This window comes from Proteiniborus sp. MB09-C3, assembly GCF_030263895.1.
Classification (GTDB): domain Bacteria; phylum Bacillota; class Clostridia; order Tissierellales; family Proteiniboraceae; genus Proteiniborus.
On record NZ_CP127161.1, the window covers coordinates 843,568 to 869,379 of the forward strand.

The following is a 25,812-nucleotide window of genomic DNA, read 5'->3' on the forward strand; positions in this document are numbered from 1 at the left end:
CTACAATTTACCCATGATATCATAAGAAAGGGTGGTAGCATGAGATATATAGAAGGAATAAATAGAAAAAGTAAGATTGCATTTCCTGAATATATAGATGACTATATATCAGAAGATAATCCTGTGAGAATAATAGACGCATTCGTGGCATCATTAGATATGATTGCACTAGGCTTTAAAAATGCAGTGCCTAAAGATAAAGGCAGACCTAGCTATGATCCGAAAGATTTACTTAAACTATATATTTATGGTTATATGAATAGAATAACATCATCAAGAACATTAGAAAAGGCTACTCAAACAAATATAGAAGTGATGTGGCTACTAAGAAGATTAACTCCAGATTTTAAATCAATATCTGATTTTAGAAAAGATAATAAAGAGGCCATAAATTTAGTATTTAAACAATTTGTAGCTCTATGTAAAGAATGGGATCTTTTTGGTAAAGAGGTAGTAGCCGTTGATGGTTCTAAATTTAGAGCTTCTAATTCCAAGAAAAACAACTTTAACACCAAAAGTCTAAATCGTAAGATTAAATATTTAGAAGAAAAGACTGAAAAATACATGGCAGAAATAGAAGAAAATGATGATAAAGAATCCCTTGACCGTAAACCAAACAAAGAAGAAATTAAAGAGAAAATTAGGGAACTTAAAGAACGAAAGGAAAAATACGAGGCATATAAAGAAGAAATAGAAAATGGCAAAACAACAGAAACATCAACAACAGATCCAGACTCAAGGCTAATGGCCGTAAATAACAATGGGGTCGATGTATGTTATAATGTTCAGACTGTAGTAGATGGCAGGCATAAATTAGTAGTAGATTGTGATGTCATAAATAACCCGACTGACCATGGGATGTTAAGCAAAATGGCTAAAAGTGCAAAAGAAATATTTGATGTAGAAGAACTTAAAACCCTAGCAGATAAAGGATATTACAATGCAGTGGATTTAAAAATATGTGAAAAGGAAAACATAATCACCTATGTTGCAAAACAGGTATTTCCAAACTCTACAGGGGAAGAAGAATTTTATTTAGATAAATTTAAATATGATAAGGAAGAAAACGTCTATATATGCCCTAAAGGAGAAAGGCTTTATTCCAGAAGACAGAAACCTATAGATGAAAACACAAAAGAAATAGTATATAGAAATTTTGAGGCTTGCGGTAAATGTGAATTTAAAGATAAATGTACAAAAGATACGAAAGGAAGACGAATAAGAAGGTCTATAGATCAAGATTGCCTAGACATAGTCGATGAAAGGACCTCAGAAAACAAGGAATTCTACAGACAGAGACAAATGATTGTAGAACATCCCTTTAAAACAGTAAAAAGAGGATTTGGAATTACGTATTTTCTGACAAGAGGCTTAGAGTCAGTGAAGGCGGAGGCCTCTTTGGCCTTTTTAGCCTATGATATGAAAAGAGTGATAAATATACTCGGTATAAGAGAAATAATAAGGAGGTTAACAGGTAAAAAGGCACCTGTTAACCCACTATTTTCCAAACATGCAATATTATTTGGTAACATTAAACAGCTCATAGCATAAAAGACTACGGTAATTACATTGGAACAGGTATCCATTTTTGCACGTTGAGACGGTTGTATCGCTCTCCTACAAAAAAGCAGACACACATATCAACATAAATGTAGAGTTTGGTGATGAGGAAGGGCAAATTCCCATTGATAGGATAGTGAAAAAACTGAAGAATATAGACCAAGCAAAAGGGTTACCTGTAAAATGATACAAGAGTATATAGAAAGCAAGTATAATTTCAAGGTGTATGCCGCCTATATTGCAGAAGTAAAAAGAGATTTGGATTTGGGGTTGCCAATATATGATGCTTCCAAAACACCCAACATCCGAAAAGATAGAAGCAATTAAAGATGCATTAAAACATTTTGGAGTTATCCAAGCTTTTACATTTTATGATAATAATTAAAATTTATATACATTTTAAAAATTTATTATTGACAATCTGGTCTATTTGATATAGACTCACAGTGTAAGGTCGATAGCTTATAGATCAAGGAGGTTTGTCATGAAGGCATATAAACTTGCAGAAACTGAAGAAAAGTTTGCAGAATTAATCTGGCGGAATGAGCCGATTGGCTCTGGCGATCTTGTGAAACTATGTGAAAAAGAAATGAATTGGAAAAAATCTACAACGTATACAGTACTGAAAAAGTTATGTGAAAAGGGTATTTTTCAAAATGAAAATGCTATAGTTTCATCTCTAATTACAAAGAATGAATATTATGCCAAGCAAAGTATACGTTTTGTTGAGGATACCTTTGGAGGTTCTTTACCTAAATTTTTAACAGCTTTTATCAGTGCTAAAAAGTTAAGTAAACATCAAGTTGATGAGTTGAAAAAGCTAATTGATGAGTATGGGAGGGATAGCAATGAGTGAACTATTTCTTTCTGTCATAAATATGAGCCTTACTGCAAGCTATGTAATCCTTTTTGTGATAGTTATTAGGCTACTACTTAAAAAAACTCCAAAACTCATCTCCTATGCCTTATGGGGTGTTGTGGCATTTCGCCTTATAATTCCATTCTCCTTTGAAAGCATGTTTAGCCTTTTGCCTCGGAGTACGAATACTGTTCCAATTCCTCGTGATATCATCTATCAGCAAATCCCTCATATTAATAGTGGAATAGAGGTATTTGATTCATTTGTAAGCCAATTACTTCCTGCACCGACTATTGGAGCAAGTGTAAATCCATTGCAGATTTATATAGAAATAGGTTCTTACATCTGGATTTTAGGAACATTGATGTTGCTTATTTATAGCTTAGCATCTGTTTTACTCTTAAAAAAGCAGCTTAATAGTGCACAGTTAATAGAGCAAAATATCTACGAATTTAAGAATTTAAAAACACCATTTGTACTTGGCTTAATAAGACCGAAGATATATTTACCAGTTGGACTTAATATTGAAGAAAGAAGCTATATTTTACTACATGAACAGACCCATATTCAGCGAAAAGACCATATCATTAAAATATTAGCTTTCTTGATATTGTCCATACATTGGTTTAATCCTCTTGTGTGGATTGCATTTATGTTAATGAGTACAGATATGGAGCTATCCTGTGACGAAAGAGTGTTGAGAGAAATGAATGAAGATATTAAAAAGTCTTATGCCAATTCGTTATTATCCATTGCTACTGGAAAACATATTTTAAATGGAAGTCCACTTGCCTTTGGTGAGGGAAATGTGAAAAGGAGGATTAAAAACGTGTTAAATTATAAAAGACCAAGATTTTGGGTGATTGTTTTATCGGTCATTATTGCAACAGCTGTTGGGATTGGACTTTTGGCAAATCCTGATAGCTTGAATCTAGGTTCTATAGTAAAAAGTGGCACAGATTCATCTATGTCAAGATTAATAACAGGATACATGGTAATAGAAGATAACTTATTATATCTTGATGAGGTTGAAATCATTACGATGGAAGATAAAGCACGAATAGAAGAACTTGAATTGGAACAAAGTGCAGATATGCCGAGTGGATATTATATTTATAATGCAGACATAGAAAAACAAACTTTTGAAATCACCAATGTAACAACATTTACCTTTGTTGACTATAACCTTCTATTTGTTAAAGATGAAGATGGTGACAGACTATATACTACGACGAAAAAAGAAGAGTTTATCCTACATTTAAATGAATCATATTCTGACTCACCACCAGCACAGAAGGTTCCATTTTTTGTTGAAGTAAAAGATGGTAAGGTAATAAGTATTACAGAAAAATTTGAATTTACCATTTAATTTTATGCATCATATAGTCGACATGTTCCTGCCTATTGATAGTTCCAAAAATGCTATGGATATGTTTTCGGCAACCGACATTCGCAAGATATTCATTCTGTCCTCTCGAGCCACGTTGAAGCCGTAATCCTGCTTACAAGGAGTGAAGTGAGTTGTAAGTAGAGGTACATCTTATGTTAGGAATGCCCAAGAAGTCAAGCATGGCTAAGGCTGATTGGGTATATTCTACGGCTGAGATTATAATTCTGATGACGTATTGTGGTTCAGAGGACAGAAAATAAGATCTGTCATAGTAGAATCATGCGAAATAAAGAGAATTTATATTTTACAAGGAGATGAAGTATTGTGAAAAAATTTAAGAATTTATTTATTATAACTAGTTTATTATTGATATTATTAGTTTTAGTATCTTGCCAAAATAAGATGATACAAGAGCCGGCCATTAAAATATCATATGATTCTAAAGAATTAAAACCAATTTATTATGGAGATAGAAATAATAAAGATAAAAAGGATATCGAAGAAGCGATAAAAAGTGCTATGGTTGGGAAAAGGTTTATTGATTTGCAAACAATTTATTTTGGAGAAAAAATTGAAATTGAAGCAATAAATTTTAAGACAAATGAATTTGAAGTCTATGATTACATAGTAGATGAAGGTGGTAATATTGTTTCTGATTATGACATAAGTCCACTTATATTAACTTCAGTAGAAGACATAAATACAGAATTTATATTTGAAAAAAGCGAATACTTGGAAAGCTATTATGATTATATGGTTGAAGGCAAATCCATACATTGCTTATTGATTAGAAGTAAGATAAACAAATCTTCTTTTGCATTCGCAACACTTATATTAGGTCAGAGTAAATAATAATTATTTTTAGTCAATTAATTTTATAATTAAGACACATTCTTTTTATTATTTGGACGATTTTAGGTATATAGATAGTAAAAAAACAGAACAATAATTCGGTTTTGAATTATTGTTCTGTTTTGATATTGTTTAAATTTTATTGGTTTAATAGCTTAATGATGGTGTGCTTATACCTACAATAGCATTTCATATAATCTAAACCAATTTAGTCCATAGTTTCTAAGACCTAAATCAACCGTATCAATATATTTAAAACCGATTTTTTCATATAGAGCAATGGCAGGGATATTCTTTTCAAAAACATCTAAACGGATTGATTTCATTTGCATTTTTCTCCCTAACTGAATGAAAAAGCCCATCAGTTTTTTCCCAATACCAGCTCTTAAAAAATCAGGGTGAACTACAAAAGTATGTACAACAAAAATACTACTATAATCTGTATCTATGTTCCATTTGATTTCATGATATGCATCCTCCGGCTCGTGGCTAAGAATTACAGATCCTACTATTTTACCAGAGTATTTTGCCACATATAAATTCTTATTATTGATACCTACAGCAGCATTTTCTCGAACAGGATATACTCCTTTTAGCCATCCTGGGTAATTTGTTGTTGTTGATAAATATTCGTTTAAATCATTGTATAGCAACTCTAATTCATCCAAATCGGACAAGGACCCTATTTCAATTACAATTTTCATATTGTTACCTCCAAAAATATAAGTACAACTTCAAAAAGCTATTATATGGCAGAATTTATAGAATGATTTTATCATAGTAAAAGCAAAAAAACCAGATTTCAATTGTTAATAAAATCTGATTAAAGGAGGAGACAATCAATGAAATATATAAGAGCATCTCCTTTACATAAGCATTTGCTGGGCAATACTTGGCATATAATAAAAAAAATAAAATTAATCGGGCTTGGAGTCTGCTATCTACCTAAAACTTACCAAGATACAGTAGGTGCATTATGTGTAGGTGATGAAAAAGGTAATGGTAATCAATATGTAAGTCAGAATATTATCAGATTAAAGCGTAAGTGATAGGATCTATGCACTTATGACAGTATTAAAAGGGATAGCTGAAATTGAAAGGCTATGCCTTAACTCAAATGAAAACTTTGATGACAATAAGCAGTATCTAAAAAGAAGAATGGAAACGGAGCAAAATTCTATTATAAGAAAACCATTACAGCAGACCTTGATAGAATGTAGGAGCAGATGACAACTGCCCATAAATTTTTAATTATAATAAGGCTTAAAAATGATAAGGAATCAAATATGTTTCCTTATCTTGCAGGGATAGAAGAGAGTTTGAAAAATCAAGGTTTTGTAGCTAGAAGAGCAGATAATAAGGATATTAAATACTCCTTGGAATATTATGAGCAGAATGTAACTACAGAAAGGTATTAGGATTATGATGGAAAGAGGTGGATTGTATTTTGAGATATGTGGAATACTATATGATTTTTTAGGAATCTATGATATAACAATATTACAATTAGATATAGGCTAATATTGCCAAGGTGTAGAGCTATATGAAAGGAAGAAAGAGTTTCACAACTGCAGAAGCACAGAAAATAGCAGATCTTATCGGATAGAAAATTAAAGGCTTTATAAGGTTTTATTGCGTACAATTATATACAAGGTGGCAAACAAATGAAATTCTTTCTCTAGAGTGTGAAGAGAACTTATATCCATGTAAGGAGGATAAGTATGAAAAATTTTCAAAGGAAAGACCTAATGTTTTCGTTATGTGGTTTAAATTGTGAACTATGTACTATGAAATTGGATAATTATTGCCCGGGTTGTGGTGGAGGTGCAGGTAATCAAGGCTGTTCTATTGCCAAGTGCAGTTTACAGCATGGAGACATTGAATACTGTTATCTATGCAATGAATATCCTTGTGAAAAATACAAAGGCATAGATGAATTTGACTCTTTTATTACCCACCGCAATCAACTTAAAGATATGGAAAAAGCACAAAAAATAGGCACAGAACAATACAATTCTGAATTAATAGAAAAAGCCGAGATACTAAGATATTTGCTTGCAAACTATAACGATGGACGTCGGAAAAGCTTTTTTGGTATAGCTGTAAACCTTTTAGATTTGCATGATTTAAAAAATATTATAGAACAAATCAATTCCAAGACTGCATATGAAAACTTAACGTTAAAAGAAAAAGCAAGTGTCGCAGTAACAATTTTCCAAACTGTTGCAGAATCGAAAAATATTGTTTTAAAGCTTAATAAAAAGCATGCAAAGAAGTAATATATTTTGGTGAAAATAAGCACCAAAGTGACAGGAACTTTTACATAGTCATAGATTCTTGATGACTTACTGAATGGTAGGTGATATAACATCATAAAGATTGTAGTATTTGTAAACAGAATTCAAGCATAAATGAGTTCAATTTATATGATGTATAAAAATTGAAACTGTAATCAAGTTTTGAAATATAAAAGAATGTATAATATAATTGCGGGAGTGAACAGAATTGTCTATTAAAACAATTGAAAATATGGTGAAGTGGGTTGAAGAAAATTTAGAAGAAAGTCCAACCTTAGAAGAAATGTCCAGGTTTGTAGGATATTCACCTTGTTATTGCTCTACTAAGTTCCACGAATATGTCGGTGTTTCATTCAAGGATTATATTCAGAAGCGGCAACTAAGTATGGCAGCGGTGGCGTTACAGAAAACGAAGTATCGAATTATTGACATTGCTATACAATATGGTTTTTCATCACATGAAGCATTTACAAGGGCTTTTGTGCGTGTCTATGGTTATACACCCTTTCAATACCGTAAATTATTGCCGGAAATCTTAACTTTTGATAGAGCTCAAATAGACTTTTGAACACCCCACAGTAAATATAAGGAGCGTTTTTAATGTTAAAAAAAATTGGACGAAATGATTTATGTTGGTGTGGAAGCGGAATTAAGTATAAAAAATGTCATGAGTCTTTTGACGAAAAGCTATCATGGTACAAAACCCAAGGTTGTATTATTCCCCCCAGAAAAATTATAAAAAATCCAGAACAAATTATTGGGATTAGAGAAAGCGGGAAAGTCAATGTAGCAGTTTTAGATTTCATATCTGAACAGCTACATATAGGAATGACAACAGAACAAATTGATCTTTTAATTTATGAAAAAACGGTGGCTTTGGGTGGAATACCAGCAACACTAAATTTTGAAGGTTTTCCTAAAAGCGTATGTACATCAATCAATGATCAAGTATGCCATGGCATACCATCAAGCGATGTTTTGCTGAAAGATGGCGATATTATTAATATTGATGTTTCTACAATATACAATGGATATTTTTCGGATTCATCAAGAATGTTTTGTATTGGAAATGTAAGTCCTGAAAAAAAGAAACTGGTGGATGTGGCTAAGGAATGCATTGAATTAGGATTAGCACAAATAAAGCCATGGGGATTTTTAGGCGATATGGGGCAAGCTGTGCATGAACATGCTATGAGTAATGGATATACGGTTGTACAGGAAATAGGCGGACACGGTATTGGCTTGCAATTTCATGAGGAACCGTGGGTAAGCTATGTTTCAAAAAAAGGAACAGAAATGCTTTTAGTCCCGGGCATGGTATTTACTATTGAGCCAATGGTTAACATGGGAACTGATGAAGTTTTTGTAGATGATAATGATGGTTGGGCAGTTTATACAGCAGATGGAATGCCATCAGCTCAGTGGGAAGTCATGGTCTTAGTTACTAATAATGGCTATGAGATATTAGCCTATTAGCGCCACCAAATCAGCGATATATTCAAGAAGTTTTTACAACAAACGAAAAATGGCAAAGAGAAGAGTCACGCGTGTATGATGTGCGACAGAAGGAGAAGTTGTGAAGCAGCATTTGACAGATTGATGAAGAACATAAAAAAGGAACAAAGTAACTTCTTTTAAATCCATATGTGTAGATGTAGAACGGAGAATTATGTTCAGTAAAGAGCTTTTATATAAATTAGATAAAATAAATTAGAATTTGAAAGAGGGGGCAGTAGGAATATGTGTGAAGAATGTTATAGTGATGAAAATAGAATAACACCATTACTTAATCCATTGGACTGCTTACAGAAACATACACAATATATTTGTGGCACTTGTGGGCGCTGTATCTGTATAGAGCATGATGAAAAGCGAGGACTGCAAAGATGGAATTTTCCATTTAAATCATTAGAGATTGCAAAATTATATTTAAGAACCGCTGATTATACAACGAAAAAATCGTGTGGTATTTATGAAATTACTAGTAGCAAAGGACGAATATCATATAAGATTTTTGTGGACATTGAAGATTTAGAATTGTTCTTGAAAAAGAATAAAGACAAAATTTGCAAGAAAATGGCACCTGTTTTTACAAGCGAAAAATACAAAGAATATCCAAATACGGAAGTGAAGAGATTGACTTCTAAAGAAATTGAAAAATATATGTCAGAGCGATAAATTCAATTTTAATCTTAAATATAAATAGTAATCTGGTAATCTTAAAAAATAAGTTATACGGTAGATGATATGCAAAAAGCACGGATGGAGATATTTCCGAGAACGGATAGTTCAAAAGACATTTATTTTATCATCTCGTTCCTAAATAGTTTGCCAAGTATTGAGGAAGATTTGTGTATACTCAATAATAAAAAGGCTGTATGGGTAATCCATAACCCTCCATTATGTAAAAAATGAATAAAGTTAAAACTATAAATGCGTTGAGATATAAAAATCTTGATGCATTTTTTTATATAACCCCAAAACTAAATACAAAAAACAAAAAAGGCTAAGTTTTTAGGTCAGCTTAAAGGACCAAATAGACTTAGCAGGTTTTTTATATCCAAAAACAGAATGAGAACAATATCAAAGTTATTTATATATGGTAAATCACTTGAATATATGAACTTATATAAATAATATGGATAGATAATTAGGTTCTTTATAATTGCAATTGTGATGCTTTATTACTAAGCGGATAGAAAAATTATGCTTGATAAGCTAATTTGTTTATATTTATGAGATATTTATAACTAGTCATTCGTGTTATATATGAGGAGGTGAATTAGTGAAAGAGTTAGATTGCTGGAATGGAGAAGAATTTAAGGAGGTGTATGAGCAGTACTTTAGTATGATTTATAGAATAAGTTTGCTTTACCTAAGAAATACAGAAGAAACTGAGGATATAGTTCAAGATGTATTTTTGAAATTATTAGGCAAAGAAAGAAATTTTAAAAGTGAAGAAAATAGAAAAGCATGGTTAATACAAGTAACTAAAAATGCTTGTAGAGACATAAATAAAAGTTTTTGGAAGTCTCGGAGGGTAGATATAAAGAGTTTGCCTGAATTAACTAATGAGGAAAAGGGTCCAGATTTATATTATGTTCTAGAAAAGCTGCTTTTATTACCGGATAAATATAAAATAGTACTTTATTTATTCTATTATGAAGATTATTATGTTAAGGATATTTCTAAAATATTAAACATAAAAGAAAGTACAATTCAAACACAGCTGTCAAGAGGACGGAAGTTATTAAAAAAGAAGTTAAGGAGGGAATTAAATGAATAAAGATGATATTAATAAACTCTTTCAAAAATTAGAACCAGGTGATAATAAAAGGATAGAGATTTATAATAAAATTATGGATAAAAAAAATAACGCAATGGAAAATAATATGAGAGAAATTAAAAATGATGTAATCATAAGAGCCGTGGAATCTAAAATTAAGGGTAAAATATTTAGACCGATAATAGTATTATCATTAGTGTTTGTATTGAGTATAATAGGATTTGCAGTTAGCAATAAGTATCAAGACTTTTCAAACAGAGTAATAGACTGGTCTGTATCTGAAGACGCAACACAGATAAATATATCAGACGCAGATAAAGGATATAAGATAACAGCAGAATCTTTATTTGGAGATAGTAAAGTGGTTTATATAGTATTTTCTATAGAAAGAGAAGACGGAAAGGAAATAAGGATTAGAGAAAGGGATGGAAGAACAAGCTTTGGAGTAAAAACAAGTAGAGAATATATAGGAGCTAGTGAAGATGAAGATATATCAGATGCTAAAAGCTATTATGCTTTAAATCGTATAGATGAAAAATTAGAAAAAGTATATTTTCTAAAAAGATATTCAACAGATTTCCACGATATAGTAGGAGGGACTTTGATAGGTGAGAACTTACATCTAGAAATAAGTGGATTAAATCTAGGGTTATTTGGAAGGACGGTAAATGGAAATTGGGTATTGGATGTACCACTAGAATATAAAGATCTAGGTCAAATACATGAAATAAATAAAGAATTCGAATATGAAGATGGAATAGCTAAATTAGAAAAAATATACTATTCACCATTGGATATAAGAATATACCTTACTTCTGAAAATGGAGATTTAAAGGGAATGTCATTAAAAGATTTCAATGAAGAACATTATGTAGATATAAAATTAAAAGATGGAAATTATATACCTAGAACTGGCGGTAGTGCAGAAGGAGATAATCTAGGTACCTATTATAATAAGAATATGTACACAATAGAATATGGAGAAATAGAATTAGAAAATATAAGATATATCATAATAGGGGATTTGGAAATACTGATTGATTTTAACGATATATAAGTAAGAATCATGTATAATTATAAAGAGTTGATAAAAGATTTATCAATTAGTCGTGAGATAGATGTTATTCAAAAACTATGTAAAGATCCTTTTAAATTTTGGACTGCTACAAATGGTAATTATTGCAGCATCATATGTGTTAGGATATTTGCTGTATGAGGAAAATAGTATATAATGAAATCACTTAAGGAAGGTGATAAATTTTGAAAATTATTAAGATATTAGGACTTACTATCGTAACATTGGCAATTTTATTTACTAATACAGCTTGTGGGGAAAATTCTGAACCAGAAAATACGCAAAATCAGTCAGCTATAGAAGAACAGTATATTATACCATTGCAATTCAAAGACGTTGTTATAGAAAATAATATAACTCATATAAACGAAGACAAAATTCAGGAAATTATAAAGCAACATAATGTAGGTGACAATAAATTTATTATTTTCATTCATAAAGAAGATAAAGAGGATTTTCATAGTGGTGTTATTATAAATAAAAAAATATATGACTTTGGAAAAGTGTCTATGCTAATAGAGAAAAATAATTCAGACCTATATTCAATTGAAGAAGTGAAACTATTTGGTATAAATTCAGTAAAAATTCAGGGAGCAATGGGTTCAAACTATGCACTAACTAATTATTACTTTATTGATAATGATTTGCCACAAACGTTATTACGTGCAGAAGGACATACAGAGGAGCTAGATCTAGATAAAGATGGAATGCAAGAAGTTGTTTCATCAGTAGTTGCAGGAGCTACTTCATTTATCAATATCTATGAGTACGATAATGGAAAATTAACTGTATCAAATTTAAACGAAGCATTGGATGCTATAACTGTTATAATAAAAGATGGGAAGGTTTTTGAAGCCTATTTTGAGTATTTGCCAAATCAACTTAAGCAATATGAATATTTACATAAAAAACTAATAGAAATAAAATAATTTTATTTCAAATATCACTATAATGTATCACTGTCGTTGATCTATGAGAATGGAGTGAATGAGATAACAAATCTTGGTGCAGAAGTTTGCGACGTACCTCATGGCCTGTTTATTGTGGGCAATGTTGTGTTAAATGAATTTGGGGTAGATGGAACCGTTGATATAGGTTTATCCATGCAGAAATCATCGCAGGAAATTTTTGCTTGCCTTAATGAAATGCAGGGTTATGAATTGGATATGTCGAAAAGAAGATTTATAGAAGAGCAGATCTTTGAAAAAGAATAAGATCAAAAGTAGCTTTTGTGAGGTGAGTTTAATGTATGAACGGATGTTAAACAAAATGAATATTCCAACGACGGATGCAATTCAGAAGACGATCGGAAAGACAGCATTGGATAGATTAAATCAATTTGAATCTTTTTTGATGGAGTTATATGATTTACATAGAGAATTAAAAATTCCATTTGGTAAGAATTATGGCTGGGGATATAAATACAGTCATAAAAGCAAACATCTATGCTATTTGTTTTTTGAACAAGGTGGATTCACAATTTTAACTCAGATTGGTGATAAACAGGTTTCCGAAATGGAGAATAAACTAGTTTTTCTATCAGATAAAGCAAAATCGATATGGTCTAGTCGTTATCCGTGTGGTGAGCATGGTGGCTGGATTAATTATCGAGTAATTAGAGAAGGAGATATAATGGAAGCATTAGAGTTTATTAAGGTAAAAGTAAAACCCATTGCTGTGACAAACAAATAATTTCTAGAGCAATGAGATACAACTTAGGTGGCAACAATAATGTTTAAGGTATCCATTATTGCAGAAAGTACAAGCAATAGAAAGTCTCCTCGCCAAGGCCTCACCAGGTTCAAGCATCATCTTTTTTGACTGTCAAGACCCACATGGAAACAAGTGATGAAGACAGTAAGAATAGGCTGATATAAAAGGCTTTTAAGAAGTTTAAGTTAATATTGAAGTATGTCTTATGCTTCCTCATACGGATAATAAAACCTCCTGAAATTTATCCTGGAGGTTTTATCCTTTGATAAAATGTATATAAAAATTGATACTTATTTATATACTTACTAGAAGCGTTGTTCTGTGTATTTTTTATTGTATATTTGAAAATGTGATTGGAGCCATTTACGAATGGAATATTTTTATTTGCTGTATTTATGGTAAATATAGATGATACCTGATATGCTTAGTTACATAAATGGAAATATAACTCTAAAATAGTGCCATAAATATTGCATGAGAAAATGTGTCTACTACGTTGTTATAGATCTAAAGTATATCAAACTAAAATACGAGGGTATAAATAAAAAATAGGTAAGATAAAAGAAGGCTGTATAAAAATTTATTATATTAGACAGTCTTTAGCTCGTATATCCTAGATTTCTGACTGATAGATAAAAAACAAGCTAAAATTGGGCGAGAATGAGTGGTTAATTATGGAGTTATTTTGGAAAAGTAGCAGACCGTTTATTTTTGTAGAATCTTTTTTATCCCCTCAAGTCATATGTAGATGCTTATGAAGTTGAGCAAAAAATAGTAAAAGTAAGGAGAAATGAGTATGAATAAAGAAATAAAGTTTGTTTCATCTTATAGTGGAGGAAAGGACGGAGTACTTGCACTATATCGAGCTATAAAAAGTGGGTATGAACCAGTAAGATTACTGACTACTTATAATGAGAACGCTGGCCGTTCATGGTTTCATGGGGTACCAGTAGAGATTTTGAATAAGGTTTCACAGCTTATAGATATTCCTTTAGACCTTGTAAAAACAGGGGTGGGAGATGATTATACTAAAGATTTTGAAAAGGCTTTGTTAAAGCTTAAAGACAATGGTATTAATGCTTGTGTTTTTGGTGATATTGATATACAAGCTCATTATGACTGGTGCGATTCTCGTTGCAAAGTTGCTAATATTGAAAGTATATTTCCACTTTGGAATGAAAGCAGAAAGGAATTGGTTTATGAATTTATAGAAAGTGGTTTTAAAGCTGTCATAACCATTGTGGATTCATCTAGACTTAGCGAAAGGTTTCTAGGAAGAACCTTAACAAAAGAGCTTATGGCAGAAATTGTAGCTGAAGGTGCAGATATTTGTGGAGAAGATGGCGAATACCACACATTTGTATACGACGGACCACTTTTTAAAGAATCTATAGACTTTAAATTTGACGAAATAATAAGAAATGGTAATTACTCAATATTGCCTCTTTTATTAGAATAAAAATAACATAATCAGATATTTTTTCTGTTATATAAAAAACCCATAACATGGGGTATCAGGCTGTCGATATTCATATGCTAATAGCCTTTTTGTATGAATCGTATTATAACATTTATCGGATAATATGCAAACTGGTTAAGTTAATATAATATTTATACTGTAGAAAAGAAATATTTGGTATGATATACTAATTTTACGATGTAACGAACAAATTTTGTATTATCTTGTGGTGGATATTAAATAGGAGGGTCTATGCAAATGAAAACTATGCTGAAAATTATGCGAATGCGTAAAAATGAAATTCCTGATGATATATTGCCTTTGTTTGAGCATATTGTTCAAACATATAAAGGAGACGAATGCGAAGAAAAATTTATAAAAGCGATGGAAGAACAGCTCACTAAGGAGCAACGCTTTCGGCTATACGAGCAAAACGGAAGTTGCAGAGGTACTGGGTACGATAAAGAACGCAAAGCCTTTGCACTTGAACATGCTAACAAGACCCTTGCCGAAAGGCTGGAACTATTTACAAACACCTTTGGCAGAACAGCCGTTTTGAATGATGATAATACAATCACAGTCACTTTTGCCTGTAACCATGGATACTACAAGCATGCACCAAAAGGAATGTTTCGATTTCCAGCATCAATTGAAACATATTTTGAAAGATGTGCAGGTGGGCGTTTGTATGAATACCAAAAAGCATTGGGAATAAAACTGAAGATTAAGTCAGTTGATGTGTCTCCCCTTAGCGAAAATATTGTAAACCCCGTTGTATTTACGTTTGAGATAGTGGATTAATAACACACTTACCAAATAAGCACAACGCCGTTTAGAGCCACTAAAGGCTTTGTTTCTTGATTATATAGTTTTTCTACGTTTGCGTGTCATACCATAAATATTCAGCACATACATAAGAAAAAGGTATGTGCTGTTTTTATTGGAAGCTGCCCAAAATCAATAAAATATGTTGTAATGGCTTCTTGATTTTAGCAAACCAAGAAGCCATAAGTTAACAATCTGAAACCTTATAATATGGGGTTTTGAATTATCTGAATCCTTTTGTGGGGATGAAAAACATATTTTATTATATTAAGAATTATAGACTATATTTTTATAATATTTGCAGCCTTTGTTTTTATTTTTGCAACGGAAACATTTTTTTAGATAATTGCAGACTAAGGTAGTTACTGTTGAGGTATTATTGCTTGGATTTGGGTCTGGTGTTGTAGAAGTTACATTTGCAGTATTAGATATAGTTCCTGTAGCTGATGCACATACAGTTCCTCTAATTAAAATAGTTCTAGAAGCTCCACTTGGTAATGTGCCTATATTATAACTTCCTGTCCAAGGTCTCCAAGTTGCTCCACCATCTGTAGAGAATTGTGCTCTCAAAATTTTAGATGGTATAGCATCTGTCAAAACAACATTCTGTGCATCTGATGGTCCAGCATTTGATACATTAATTGTATAAACTAATGTTCGCCTTGGCATTACTGGATTAGGACTTGCTGATTTTACAACCGAAATATCAGCTAATTCTGCCGCTCCGATTGTAGTAATAGCTGTAAATGTGTTGTTGTTTGGGTTAGGATCTGGTGTTGTGGAAGTTACATTTGCAGTATTAGATATGGTTCCTGTAGCTGACGGATTTACAGTTCCTCTAATTAAAATAGTTGTGAAGGCTCCACTTGGCAATGTGCCTACATCATAATTTCCAACCCAAGTATTCCAAGTTACTCCACCGTCTATAGAAAACTCTGGGTTAATAATCTCTGGTGGGATAGTATCTGTTAAAGCAACGTTTTGAGCATCTGATGGTCCAGCATTTGATACGTTAATTGTATAAATTAACATTTCTCCAGCATTCACTGGGTTTGGATTAGCTGTTTTTATAACTGAAATATCTGCTGAGGCAAGTACTTCAAGTGGAACAGTATTTGAATTTACGGTATAATTATTTTCAATTCCTCCTTCTACAGGGGTATAGGAGTAATCCATCGTTGCTGCATTAAGAGTTGGATTAGGAACTGGAACAGAATCAACTTTAGCATCAAAGGTTATTGTAGCAATAGAACCTCCTGGAATATCAGGTATAGTAAATCCAGTATTAGGATCTGCGGCTAGATCTTGTGATCCATTAATTGTTACAGTTCCAGGTACAAAAGATAAACCATTTGGTACGATATCCTGGAAGGATACATTTGTTAGAGGACTAGTACAAGTATTTTCCAATGTTACGGTATAGGTTACTATTTGTCCAACACTCGCAACAGGTGTGCTTACAGTTTTTATAGGCATAAATTCTGGAACTTGAATTTCTCTTAATGATATATCATCTATAGCATAATCATTTCCAATAGCAGCAGGTCCTTCACTTAAGAATTCTACTGTAAGATTTGTGTTGTTTTGTGAATTGATCACAGTACCTATTTCTTTCCATTCTGGAGCGTCAGCATTAACAGGAATTTGATTACCCAATGTTGTACTGTATATTGGGCTGCCGTTTTCATCTAATATTCGTACACCGAGCTGAGGATCTGGGTAACCAGTTACTTTAAATAGGTTTAGAATCCATGAGCTAAACAAATAGTTTGTATTTGGCTGCACTGGAATGGTATCTCTAAAGAAAACAGCACCTGGATTAAAACCATTTACTACCATCATTCTTCCCGTTTCATTACCTGTGGTATGATCTGCAATACGCCACCAAGCTCCTATTGTATTGCTGAATGCATCATTCATAATATTTTGCACAGTATATTCACCATCAGAAGGCGTATAGTCACTTGGATCTGGCAATACATAGGTGAAGTCTGGTGTCACACCTGGATAGGGTTCGACTGGAGCCCCAGTATTAGCAGGCGTACCTTGAGAGAAAAAACCAAATGTTCCATTGTTAGCAGCATCGATAAGATTTATATCTGAAACTGTTGCACATGAATCCAGTATATCTTCTATAGGTGTATAGATAACTGGTCCGTCAAGAAAGTCTTGATCAGTTAAATCTGCTCCTGATACAGTTACTAAAAGCGTATCTGGAGTTACAGAATCTAAATTAGTAGAACCTGGCGGAGGATTTGTTGCAAAACTGATTGGTGGATCTTCTCCTGATGGAATAAGTCCGACTGCTGCAGTACTAAAATCTCCTGGTGTGGGAACCCCTCCTGCTGTTCCATAGGATTCTACAATTCTATAATCACCATCTGGGACATTTTCAAATGAATAATTTCCATTAGCATCCGTAAGAACTACAAGCCTAACGTTTGTTGCCGTATTTTGCAATACTATTGGTACATTCGCTAGACCTGAGTCTCCAGCATTAATTGTAGCACTTCTATCTCTGTCAAATACAACTCGACCTGAGACTGTAGGCATAATATCACATCTTTCATGAAAAATTTGTCATATAATGATATACTCTATGACCTACAATATATTATTCAATATAAAGCTTTTGGTTACATTAGTAGGTTTCTCATTAGGAAGATATTTAGAGTGAAGATATATGTGAAATTTTCGATCTGTGAGAATTTTACTCCTGTCGTCATTGCAACAGAGAAATAGTATTTTGAGAATGATCGTGGCCTTTAAGATATTATATAGAAAAATCCCATTAATATGGGGTTTTTAATGATTTGAATCCTTTTGCGGGGATGGAAGGACATTTTATTATATTAAGATTATAAATCATATTTTTATAATATTTGCAACCTTTGTTTTTACAACAGAAACACTTTTTAGGATAATTGCAGATGAAGGTATTTACTGTTGACGTGTTGTTGCTTGGATTTGGGTCTGGTGTTGTGGAAGTTACATTTGCAGTATTAGATATAGTGCCTTCAGCTGATACACACACAGTTCCTCTAATTAAAATAGTTCTAGAAGCTCCAGCTGGTAATGTGGCTATATTATAACTTCCTGTCCAAGGACTCCAAGTTGCTCCCCCGTCTGTAGAGAATTGTGGTCTTAAAATTCTAGATGGAATATCGTCTGTTAAAACAACACTTTGTGCATCTGATGGTCCAGCATTTGATACATTGATTGTATAAACTAATGTTCTCCTTTGCATTACTGGATTGGGACTTGCTGATTTCGTAACCGAAACATCAGCTGATTCACCTGTTGCTATTGTAGTAATTATTGTAGATGTATTGTTGCTTGGATTTGGGTCTGGCGTTGTGGAAGTTACATTTGCAGTATTAAATATGGTGCCTGTAGCTGATGGATCTACAGTTCCTCTAATTAAAATAGTATTTGAAGCTCCAGCTGGTAATGTGCCTATATTATAATTCCCTGTCCACGGTAACCAAGTTACTCCTCCATCTGTAGAGTACTCTGCACCTAAAACTTGAGGCGGTATAATGTCATTTACCATAACATCCTGTGAATCTGATGGTCCAAAATTTGTTGCATCAATTGTATAATTTAATATTTGTCCTGGTATTACAGGATTAGGGTTTCCTGTTTTTATAATCGAAACATCTGCAAGTGCATTAACATCTGTGACGATCGTATATGAATTATTATCCGGATTAGGGTCAGGTGTTGATGAAGTAACATTTGCTGTATTAATTATAGGTCCTGGTGGAGTTGATGGATCTATTTTTCCTCTAATTAAAACTGTTGTAGTAGCTCCAACTGGTAATGTGCCTACATTATAGGAACCAGTCCAAGGATTCCAAGTTACTCCACCGTCTATTGAATATTCTGCACCTAAAAGTTGAGGTGGAATAGCATCATTTAGGACAACGTCTTGTGCATTTCCCGGTCCAGCATTTGACACATCAACTGTATAAGTTAGCATTTCTCCAGCATTGACTGGGATTGGACTTGCAGTTTTTACAACTGAAAGGTCTGCTGGTATTGCGTTGACTTCTGTAATCACTGTAGATGTGTTATTATCTGGATTTGGATCAGGTGTTGTTGAAGTTACATTTGCAGTATTAAAAATAAAGCCTGATGGAGTTGAAGGATCAACCGTTCCCCTTATTAATACAGTTGTTGATGCTCCACCTGGCAATGTGCCTATATCATAAGAACCAGTCCAAGGTAACCAAGTTATTCCACCGTCTGTCGAATATTCTGCACCTAGAAGTTGAGGTGAAACCGCATCAGTCAAAACAACGTTTTGTGCATCTCCTGGTCCAGCATTTGCCACATCAATTGTGTAATTTATCATATCTCCAGCGTTGATTGGGTTTGGAGTGCCCGTTTTCACAACTGAAAGGTCTGCTGGTATTGCATTAACATCTGTAATAACTGTAGATGTGTTATTATCCGGATTAGAATCTGGCGTAGATGAGTTTACAGTTGCAGTATTAAAAATAGGTCCCGATGGAGCTAATGGGTCAACTGTGCCTCTTATTAAAACAGTTATTGATGTTCCACTTGGCAGTGTTCCTATATCATAAGAACCAGTCCAAGGTAACCAAGTTATTCCACCGTCTGTCGAATATTCTGCACCTAAAAGTTGAGGTGGAACAGCATCTGTCAAAACAACGTTCTGTGCATCTCCCGGTCCAAAGTTTGATACATCAACTGTATAATTCAGTATGTCTCCAGCGTTTACTGGATTAGGACTTGCAATTTTTATAACAGAAAGGTCTGTAAGTGCATTAACATCTGTAGTTATTGTTGATGAATTGTTTCCTGGATTAGGGTCAGATGTTGTGAAAGTTATATTTGCTGTATTAGTTATAGGTCCTGATGGAGCTAATGGGTCAACTGTTCCTCTAATTAAAATAGGCCTTATTTCGCCGCTTCCCATAATTCCTATATCATAAGAACCAGTCCAAGGTAACCAAGTTGTTCCTCCATCTGTTGAGTACTCTGCACCCAAAATCGTAGATGGGACAACATCATTTAAGGTAACATCTCGTGCAGCAGATGGTCCAAAGTTTATTACATCAATTGTATAATTTATCATATCTCCTGGAGCTATAGGGTCTGGACTGCCTGTTTTTGTAACCGCAACATCTGCAAGTGTAGTAATTGGTGTAATTGCTGTAGATGAGTTATTACCTGGATTAGGGTCGGGTGTTGTAGAAGTTACACTGGTAGTATTAAAAATAGTTCCTGTAGCTAATGGGTCTACTATTCCCCTAATTAAAATAGTCCTTGTGTCACCACTTGGCAATGTGCCTATGGTATAAGAATCGGGCCACGGAATCCAAGTTATTCCTCCGTTTATCGAGTATTCTGGATTTAGAATTTCTGGCGGAACAATGTCCTTACAATAACGTTTTCTGCATCATCTGGTCCAGCGTTGGATACTTGGATTGTATAGGTTAGTATATCTCCTGCATTTACTGGGCTTGGACTTGCTGTTTTTATAATTGAAACGTCTGCTGGGTCAAGTGTATTAAGTGGAAGGACATTGGACTTTATTGTATAATTATTTTTGATTTTATCAACAAAGTTTTGGTCAAATACATCTTCTCCTGATACAGTTACTAAAATTGTACTTGAAGTTACATAATCTAAATTATTTAAAGTATTTGTTGCAGAACTAAAATCTCTAGAAGTGGGAATACTTTCGGTTATTCCATAGGATTTTGCAATTTTATAATTACCATTTGGTACATTTTCAAATGAATAATTACCATTAGAATCTGTAAGAACCACAAGCCTAGCATCTGTTGTCATATTTTGTAATACTATTGGTATATTTGCTAAGCCTGAGTTTTCAGCATTAATCGTGGTATTTCCATTTCTGTTAAATACCACTCGACCTGATACTGTAGGCATAATATCACATCTTTCATGAAGAATTTGTCATAAAGTAATATACTTTATGACCTACAATATATTATTCAGTATAAAGCTTTTGGTTACATTAGTCGATTTCATATTAAGAAGGGATTTAGGGTGAAAAAATGTGTTTAACTTTCCATCTGTGAGAGTTTTATTCTTGCAGTTATTGCGACAGAGGACTAGCACTTTGAAAATGATCTTAGCCTTGTAGAATATCTTTATGAAGATTCACTTTGTTTTTGAATTTGATCTAGGAGAAGGTGCTACAGACGATATCATTGGGCTGGTATTTCTCAAGTAAGCCTTAGAGATAAGGTGAAATCTTATGCTTTTCCACAGAATAACAATTCTTCTTGTAAAATTATCTATATATGCATATAATATATTTAATAGCGATGATAAAAACTAAGGTTTATAAATCTCCCAGAGAGCCGGTGGTTGGTGTGAACCGGTGAGAGGTTAAACTGTTCCATTTTTAGAGCTGTCGGCGATGAGTCGAAGGGCGTGCCCTTTACAGCACTTTAGAGTGGTCAGTTTTATCTGACAAATTGGGTGGCACCGCGGATGCTTTCCGTCCCATATTATTTGTATGGGTTCGAAAGGCTTTTATTTTTCTCAACTCATACTGTTATCTCTATAAAAAAATATATATGAGGAGGAAAATAATGTTAGACATTAAGTTGTTGCGTGAAAACACTGAGATTGTAAAAGAAAATATTAGAAAAAAATTTCAGAACGAAAAAATCACGCTTGTAGATGAGGTTATTGCTTTAGATGTTCAAAATCGGGAAGCAAAATCAAGACGTGATTATCTCAGAAGCAGAAGAAATTCAATCAGTAAAGAGATTGGCGTATTGATATCAAAAGGGAAAAAGGATGAAGTTGAATTAGCGAAGACAAATATAGCTGCTATGGCAGATGAACTCTCCGAATTGGAGAAGAAAATTGAGGATATTGAAGTTCAGATTCGCAAGAGGATGTTGGTTATTCCCAATATTATAGACTCCACTGTGCCTATCGGCAGAGATGATAGCGAGAATGTTGAAATTGAACGATTTGGAGAGCCTGTTGTACCGGACTTTGAGATACCATATCATGTTGATATTATGGAAAAATTAAAAGGTATTGATCTTGATAGTGCAAGAAAAACAAGTGGAAACGGTTTTTATTATCTTTGCGGTGATATAGCACGTCTGCATTCTGCAATTCTTTCATATGCACGGGACTTTATGATTGACAAAGGATTTACCTATTATATTCCTCCATTTATGATTAGAGGCAATGTTGTAAATGGTGTTATGAGCTTCTCAGAAATGGAAAATATGATGTATAAGATTGAGGGCGAGGATTTATACCTCATAGGCACAAGCGAGCATTCCATGATTGGCAAATTCATAGATACAATTATTGATGAAGAAAAACTTCCTCAAACACTAACCAGCTATTCCCCGTGTTTTCGTAAAGAGGTTGGTGCTCATGGCATTGAAGAGCGTGGAGTATATCGAATTCATCAATTTGAAAAACAGGAAATGATTGTGGTATGTAAACCAGAAGATAGTGCAGCTTGGTTTGAAAAGCTATATCAATATACAGTTGAGTTTTTCCGCACTTTAGATATACCTGTACGTACTTTGGAGTGTTGTTCAGGTGATTTAGCAGATTTAAAAGTAAAGAGTATAGATATAGAGGCATGGTCACCAAGGCAGAAAAAATATTTTGAAGTTGGTAGTTGTTCTAATTTAGGAGATGCACAGGCAAGACGTCTTTCTATCCGGGTAAAAAGTAAAAATAAAGAAAACTATATCCCGCATACTCTTAACAATACAGTTGTAGCGCCTCCAAGAATGCTGATATCATTTTTAGAAAATAATCTGAAAGAAGATGGTACCATATCAATACCGAAACCATTGCAAATGTATATGGGTGGTAAGGAGTTAATCAAATAATTGTTGTTTATTACCGTCACTTTTGTGGCGGTTTTTTGTTGTAAGCATTAATTGGTATTCTTATAGATATCGGCATTTTCTTTATCTCTACATATCTATTGAGGATATCATATATCAAATATACTTTTGGATAGGTAGTGCAGTTATGACGTTGAAAAGAGAAACAGCGGCTTTGAGTTTTGATTTCAAAACCGCTTACCCTTATTATCAAAGGAAATTCTGTATGAGCCATATTCCTACAATAATTCCCACTTGATTTAATATAGCTTACGAATATTCATCAATTTGGATAGCAATCATTATCTTAGAGTTTGATATCTTCTTTGCTAATGCTTCAAAGTCGCTTTTTAGGTTTTCAAAATCACCAATCTGGTTTTGTGATTTTTGCTCTAAAATCTGTTGTATTTGTTCTAATGTGGTGTTTAACGTATCGTCACGTTCTCCTACCGTCAATTTTTCTGAGCCAGTCCAGAATATTGTAAAATCTAATTTAGCGCCATAATATTCCTCGTTGGCATTTACCTTATTAGACCCTGTTGAGATTGAAATACTAGGTGTAGCAGGAGTTTGTTCAAATTATTCTTCAAGCAGAGCATAGTATTCTGAGAGTGAATATTGCAGAGTTTTAAGAAAATCCACGTTTTCATCATTTGGGTTATAGCCTGTATAAATCATATAGGCATTGTTTTGCTGCAAAATATCCAGAAAGTCCTGCGTTTTCAATTGGCGATAATCATCGGTTTTCAGAGTCATAAGTGTCTCATATTCTTTTTCTGTATAACCAGAATGATTGCCAGGAGTGCCAGGGAGCTGGTAATGCAATACCTTATCTTCATTTAAGGCTAATTGTTTTGTACTATTGGGTGATTCAGATGTGCCCGCAGATGTTGCAAATACAACTCCAATACCAAACACCAAAATAATTGCAAGTATTATGCTTACAGAAGAAATTTTTTTCATCTTCATAATCGACACAATCCTTTCTTCAATTGAATTTTTGCTGAAATTGTTCACAAGAGGGGTAAGACTGCCTTTCTTTTCCTCCAATCCGATTAGGGTAAGGGCGTAAGCTGATTTCATACTTTCTCCAAAAGTCTTCACAACAGTTTCGTCGCAGGACAATTCGATGTCTCGGTTTGCCAGTACATACATCAGCCATACAAAAGGATTGAACCAATGAAAGCATAATGCGGTTGCCAGCAGTAACTTTGTCAGTGTATCAAAACGCTTGATATGTACAAACTCATGTGTAAGGATATAGCGCAGCTGGGTATCATCTGTCCAATTTGTTTTCTTGGGCAGTAGCACTACAGGGCAGAATATCCCATAGGTTAGAGGAGCTGTTATCTTATCTAGCTGCCGGATTTGTACATTTCGCTTTGTCAGATGTTCCTGTTGCCAGCGCTTTACAAATTCATTGTCAACTGGAAGTGCAGTCTTATACTCCCTGCGGCAACGAAGATGTGTTACAAGAAAAAATAATGCACAGACTGACAAGCCAATAAGCCATATAATCAAAATAGGCGACATGCTAACAAATGTCACTTCTGATAAAGCTGGCACTGTATCAGCAATTGTTGTACTGTTAAAGGTAAACGATGCTCCTACCAAGGGCAAATCTGCTTTATAAAAGCTATTTTTTAACCTGACTGCAATCGAATAAATGCTAAACTGTGACGGAAAAGAAAAGGGAATCAATAGTCGGCACAAGGCCACTCCCCATAGCACGAGAAAGGTTCTTTTAGGTAGCTTGTGTAGTAACAGTACACGGACTATCACAATAACCATAATAAGGACAGTAGCCGAAAAGCTCATTTTTAATAAGCTCATGACCATTCTCCTCATTCCAAATTGCTAACAATCTGCTTTAGCTTTTTAATTTCTTCTGGAGACAGGTTTTTTCGTCCTAAAATGGAAGCAACAAGCTGGTCGGCAGCACCGCCATACATTTTGTTGATTAGTTCTGTCGTTTCAAGATCTCTGGCTTGCTCAATGGTTACAAGAGGGTGGCACACAAAGCTTGGCTCAATGCGCTTTATAGCTCCTTTGTCGATACATCTTTTGATTAGAGTATAGGTTGTGGTTTTACTCCATCCGACTTGCTTTTTCAGGATTTCCGCAATTTGTTTGGCAGTGGTATCACCGTTTTGCCAAAGAACATCCATTATCTTTAGTTCTGAATCGAATAACTTAATTTGCATAACTAAACTCCTTTGCAAAGATATTTTACTACAGTAGAATGCCTGTGACTTAATTCTACTACAGTAGAATATAAATGTCAATAGTAGTTTATGACTTAAAAAAATGCACTTCATTCCAGATTAAGAAAGCTTCCGCAAAATGGCTAGTAATTCATATGTGGTACAGAGTAATCCATTTAAAGCTTTTTCGCATTACACTCTAAAAAACTTCTTGCTAGGGTTGGCTCTTCAAGCCTATTACTTAAAGAGAAATGAATTTTCAAAGAATAGACCCGAAGGCTAAACAAGGAGTACACGTATAAATTTTCAGTTGAGATTTTGAAATTAAGCTTCATATCCAAAAAATGCAATTTGATTTTTGCCTGTCATGCAGATTATTGATTACTTCCCATGGATTTGACACTTCCAGTACTGCTTC

25 protein-coding genes and 1 other annotated feature are annotated in these 25,812 nt (G+C 33.5%); of the genes, 19 read left to right on the top strand and 6 right to left on the bottom strand.

What is annotated here, in order from left to right; genetic code table 11:
• Window positions 1-39 precede the first annotated feature (39 nt).
• The 4 genes from QO263_RS04140 to QO263_RS04160 all read left to right on the top strand — a co-directional run bounded on the left by QO263_RS04140 (window position 40) and on the right by QO263_RS04160 (window position 4,661).
• Window positions 40-1,551 carry an IS1182 family transposase gene (locus QO263_RS04140; protein WP_285626740.1) on the top strand — a complete coding sequence of 504 codons (1,512 nt, stop codon included), beginning with the start codon at window positions 40-42 and terminating at the stop codon, window positions 1,549-1,551.
• A gap of 493 nt (window positions 1,552-2,044) precedes the next feature.
• A complete protein-coding gene (locus QO263_RS04150; RefSeq protein ID WP_285626741.1) occupies window positions 2,045-2,416 on the top strand; it encodes a BlaI/MecI/CopY family transcriptional regulator in 372 nt (123 codons plus the stop codon).
• Entirely contained in the window at window positions 2,409-3,788 is a 1,380-nt protein-coding gene (locus QO263_RS04155; RefSeq protein ID WP_285626742.1) for a M56 family metallopeptidase, read from the top strand. Before QO263_RS04150 ends, QO263_RS04155 begins: the two co-directional genes overlap by 8 nt.
• A 345-nt stretch (window positions 3,789-4,133) precedes the next feature.
• Window positions 4,134-4,661 carry a hypothetical protein gene (locus QO263_RS04160; RefSeq protein ID WP_285626743.1) on the top strand — a complete coding sequence of 176 codons (528 nt, stop codon included), beginning with the start codon at window positions 4,134-4,136 and terminating at the stop codon, window positions 4,659-4,661.
• Between the two features lie 176 nt (window positions 4,662-4,837).
• Here QO263_RS04160 and QO263_RS04165 read toward each other — a convergent pair whose 3' ends face one another.
• Window positions 4,838-5,365: a GNAT family N-acetyltransferase gene (locus tag QO263_RS04165; protein ID WP_285626746.1), complete on the bottom strand. Its 528-nt coding sequence runs from the start codon at window positions 5,363-5,365 to the stop codon at window positions 4,838-4,840.
• A gap of 138 nt (window positions 5,366-5,503) precedes the next feature.
• Between QO263_RS04165 and QO263_RS04170 the strand changes: the two genes are divergently transcribed.
• From QO263_RS04170 to QO263_RS04230, 14 genes are all read left to right on the top strand, one after another.
• Window positions 5,504-5,710: a hypothetical protein gene (locus QO263_RS04170; protein WP_285629360.1), complete on the top strand. Its 207-nt coding sequence runs from the start codon at window positions 5,504-5,506 to the stop codon at window positions 5,708-5,710.
• A gap of 16 nt (window positions 5,711-5,726) precedes the next feature.
• On the top strand, window positions 5,727-5,891 hold the full coding sequence (locus QO263_RS19105; RefSeq protein ID WP_502928690.1) for a hypothetical protein: 165 nt from the start codon (window positions 5,727-5,729) through the stop codon (window positions 5,889-5,891).
• Window positions 5,888-6,079: a hypothetical protein gene (locus QO263_RS19110; protein WP_502928691.1), complete on the top strand. Its 192-nt coding sequence runs from the start codon at window positions 5,888-5,890 to the stop codon at window positions 6,077-6,079. Before QO263_RS19105 ends, QO263_RS19110 begins: the two co-directional genes overlap by 4 nt.
• A 303-nt stretch (window positions 6,080-6,382) precedes the next feature.
• Window positions 6,383-6,940 carry a DUF3795 domain-containing protein gene (locus QO263_RS04180; protein ID WP_285626748.1) on the top strand — a complete coding sequence of 186 codons (558 nt, stop codon included), beginning with the start codon at window positions 6,383-6,385 and terminating at the stop codon, window positions 6,938-6,940.
• 226 nt (window positions 6,941-7,166) lie between these two features.
• On the top strand, window positions 7,167-7,526 hold the full coding sequence (locus QO263_RS04185; protein ID WP_285626750.1) for a helix-turn-helix transcriptional regulator: 360 nt from the start codon (window positions 7,167-7,169) through the stop codon (window positions 7,524-7,526).
• Between the two features lie 32 nt (window positions 7,527-7,558).
• Window positions 7,559-8,434 (top strand): methionyl aminopeptidase, encoded by an 876-nt coding sequence (locus QO263_RS04190; RefSeq protein ID WP_285626751.1) that lies wholly within the window; start codon window positions 7,559-7,561, stop codon window positions 8,432-8,434.
• A gap of 264 nt (window positions 8,435-8,698) precedes the next feature.
• Entirely contained in the window at window positions 8,699-9,136 is a 438-nt protein-coding gene (locus tag QO263_RS04195; RefSeq protein ID WP_285626753.1) for a hypothetical protein, read from the top strand.
• Between the two features lie 607 nt (window positions 9,137-9,743).
• Window positions 9,744-10,244 carry an RNA polymerase sigma factor gene (locus QO263_RS04200; RefSeq protein ID WP_285626755.1) on the top strand — a complete coding sequence of 167 codons (501 nt, stop codon included), beginning with the start codon at window positions 9,744-9,746 and terminating at the stop codon, window positions 10,242-10,244.
• Window positions 10,237-11,301: a DUF4179 domain-containing protein gene (locus QO263_RS04205; RefSeq protein WP_285626756.1), complete on the top strand. Its 1,065-nt coding sequence runs from the start codon at window positions 10,237-10,239 to the stop codon at window positions 11,299-11,301. The genes QO263_RS04200 and QO263_RS04205 overlap by 8 nt, the downstream gene beginning before the upstream one ends.
• A gap of 203 nt (window positions 11,302-11,504) precedes the next feature.
• Window positions 11,505-12,248 (top strand): hypothetical protein, encoded by a 744-nt coding sequence (locus tag QO263_RS04210; protein ID WP_285626758.1) that lies wholly within the window; start codon window positions 11,505-11,507, stop codon window positions 12,246-12,248.
• A 54-nt stretch (window positions 12,249-12,302) separates the two neighbouring features.
• Entirely contained in the window at window positions 12,303-12,533 is a 231-nt protein-coding gene (locus tag QO263_RS04215; RefSeq protein ID WP_285626760.1) for a hypothetical protein, read from the top strand.
• Between the two features lie 31 nt (window positions 12,534-12,564).
• Window positions 12,565-13,011, top strand: coding sequence for a DUF3788 family protein (locus tag QO263_RS04220; RefSeq protein WP_285626762.1), 447 nt, complete (start codon window positions 12,565-12,567; stop codon window positions 13,009-13,011).
• A gap of 817 nt (window positions 13,012-13,828) precedes the next feature.
• Complete coding sequence (locus QO263_RS04225) at window positions 13,829-14,491, top strand: Dph6-related ATP pyrophosphatase (protein WP_285626764.1); 663 nt, start codon at window positions 13,829-13,831, stop codon at window positions 14,489-14,491.
• Between the two features lie 258 nt (window positions 14,492-14,749).
• Complete coding sequence (locus tag QO263_RS04230; RefSeq protein WP_285626766.1) at window positions 14,750-15,292, top strand: hypothetical protein; 543 nt, start codon at window positions 14,750-14,752, stop codon at window positions 15,290-15,292.
• 291 nt (window positions 15,293-15,583) lie between these two features.
• Here QO263_RS04230 and QO263_RS04235 read toward each other — a convergent pair whose 3' ends face one another.
• From QO263_RS04235 to QO263_RS04245, 3 genes are all read right to left on the bottom strand, one after another.
• The gene (locus QO263_RS04235) at window positions 15,584-17,869 is read right to left on the bottom strand and encodes an SdrD B-like domain-containing protein (protein ID WP_285626769.1); all 2,286 of its coding nucleotides are present in this window, start codon (window positions 17,867-17,869) and stop codon (window positions 15,584-15,586) included.
• A gap of 238 nt (window positions 17,870-18,107) precedes the next feature.
• The gene (locus QO263_RS04240; protein ID WP_502928692.1) at window positions 18,108-20,630 is read right to left on the bottom strand and encodes a hypothetical protein; all 2,523 of its coding nucleotides are present in this window, start codon (window positions 20,628-20,630) and stop codon (window positions 18,108-18,110) included.
• A 68-nt stretch (window positions 20,631-20,698) separates the two neighbouring features.
• Complete coding sequence (locus tag QO263_RS04245; RefSeq protein ID WP_285626772.1) at window positions 20,699-21,241, bottom strand: SdrD B-like domain-containing protein; 543 nt, start codon at window positions 21,239-21,241, stop codon at window positions 20,699-20,701.
• A gap of 392 nt (window positions 21,242-21,633) precedes the next feature.
• Window positions 21,634-21,829, top strand: a binding site (T-box leader).
• 83 nt (window positions 21,830-21,912) lie between these two features.
• Here QO263_RS04245 and serS point away from each other — a divergent pair.
• Window positions 21,913-23,193 carry a serine--tRNA ligase gene (gene serS, locus QO263_RS04250; protein ID WP_285626774.1) on the top strand — a complete coding sequence of 427 codons (1,281 nt, stop codon included), beginning with the start codon at window positions 21,913-21,915 and terminating at the stop codon, window positions 23,191-23,193.
• 576 nt (window positions 23,194-23,769) lie between these two features.
• On the opposite strand, the gene QO263_RS04255 is transcribed toward serS, so the two are convergent.
• Together QO263_RS04255 and QO263_RS04260 are read right to left on the bottom strand one after the other, a co-directional pair.
• Window positions 23,770-25,023: a M56 family metallopeptidase gene (locus QO263_RS04255; protein ID WP_285626775.1), complete on the bottom strand. Its 1,254-nt coding sequence runs from the start codon at window positions 25,021-25,023 to the stop codon at window positions 23,770-23,772.
• An 11-nt stretch (window positions 25,024-25,034) separates the two neighbouring features.
• Window positions 25,035-25,394, bottom strand: a complete 360-nt coding sequence (locus QO263_RS04260; RefSeq protein ID WP_285626777.1) for a BlaI/MecI/CopY family transcriptional regulator — start codon at window positions 25,392-25,394, stop codon at window positions 25,035-25,037.
• Window positions 25,395-25,812 lie beyond the last annotated feature (418 nt).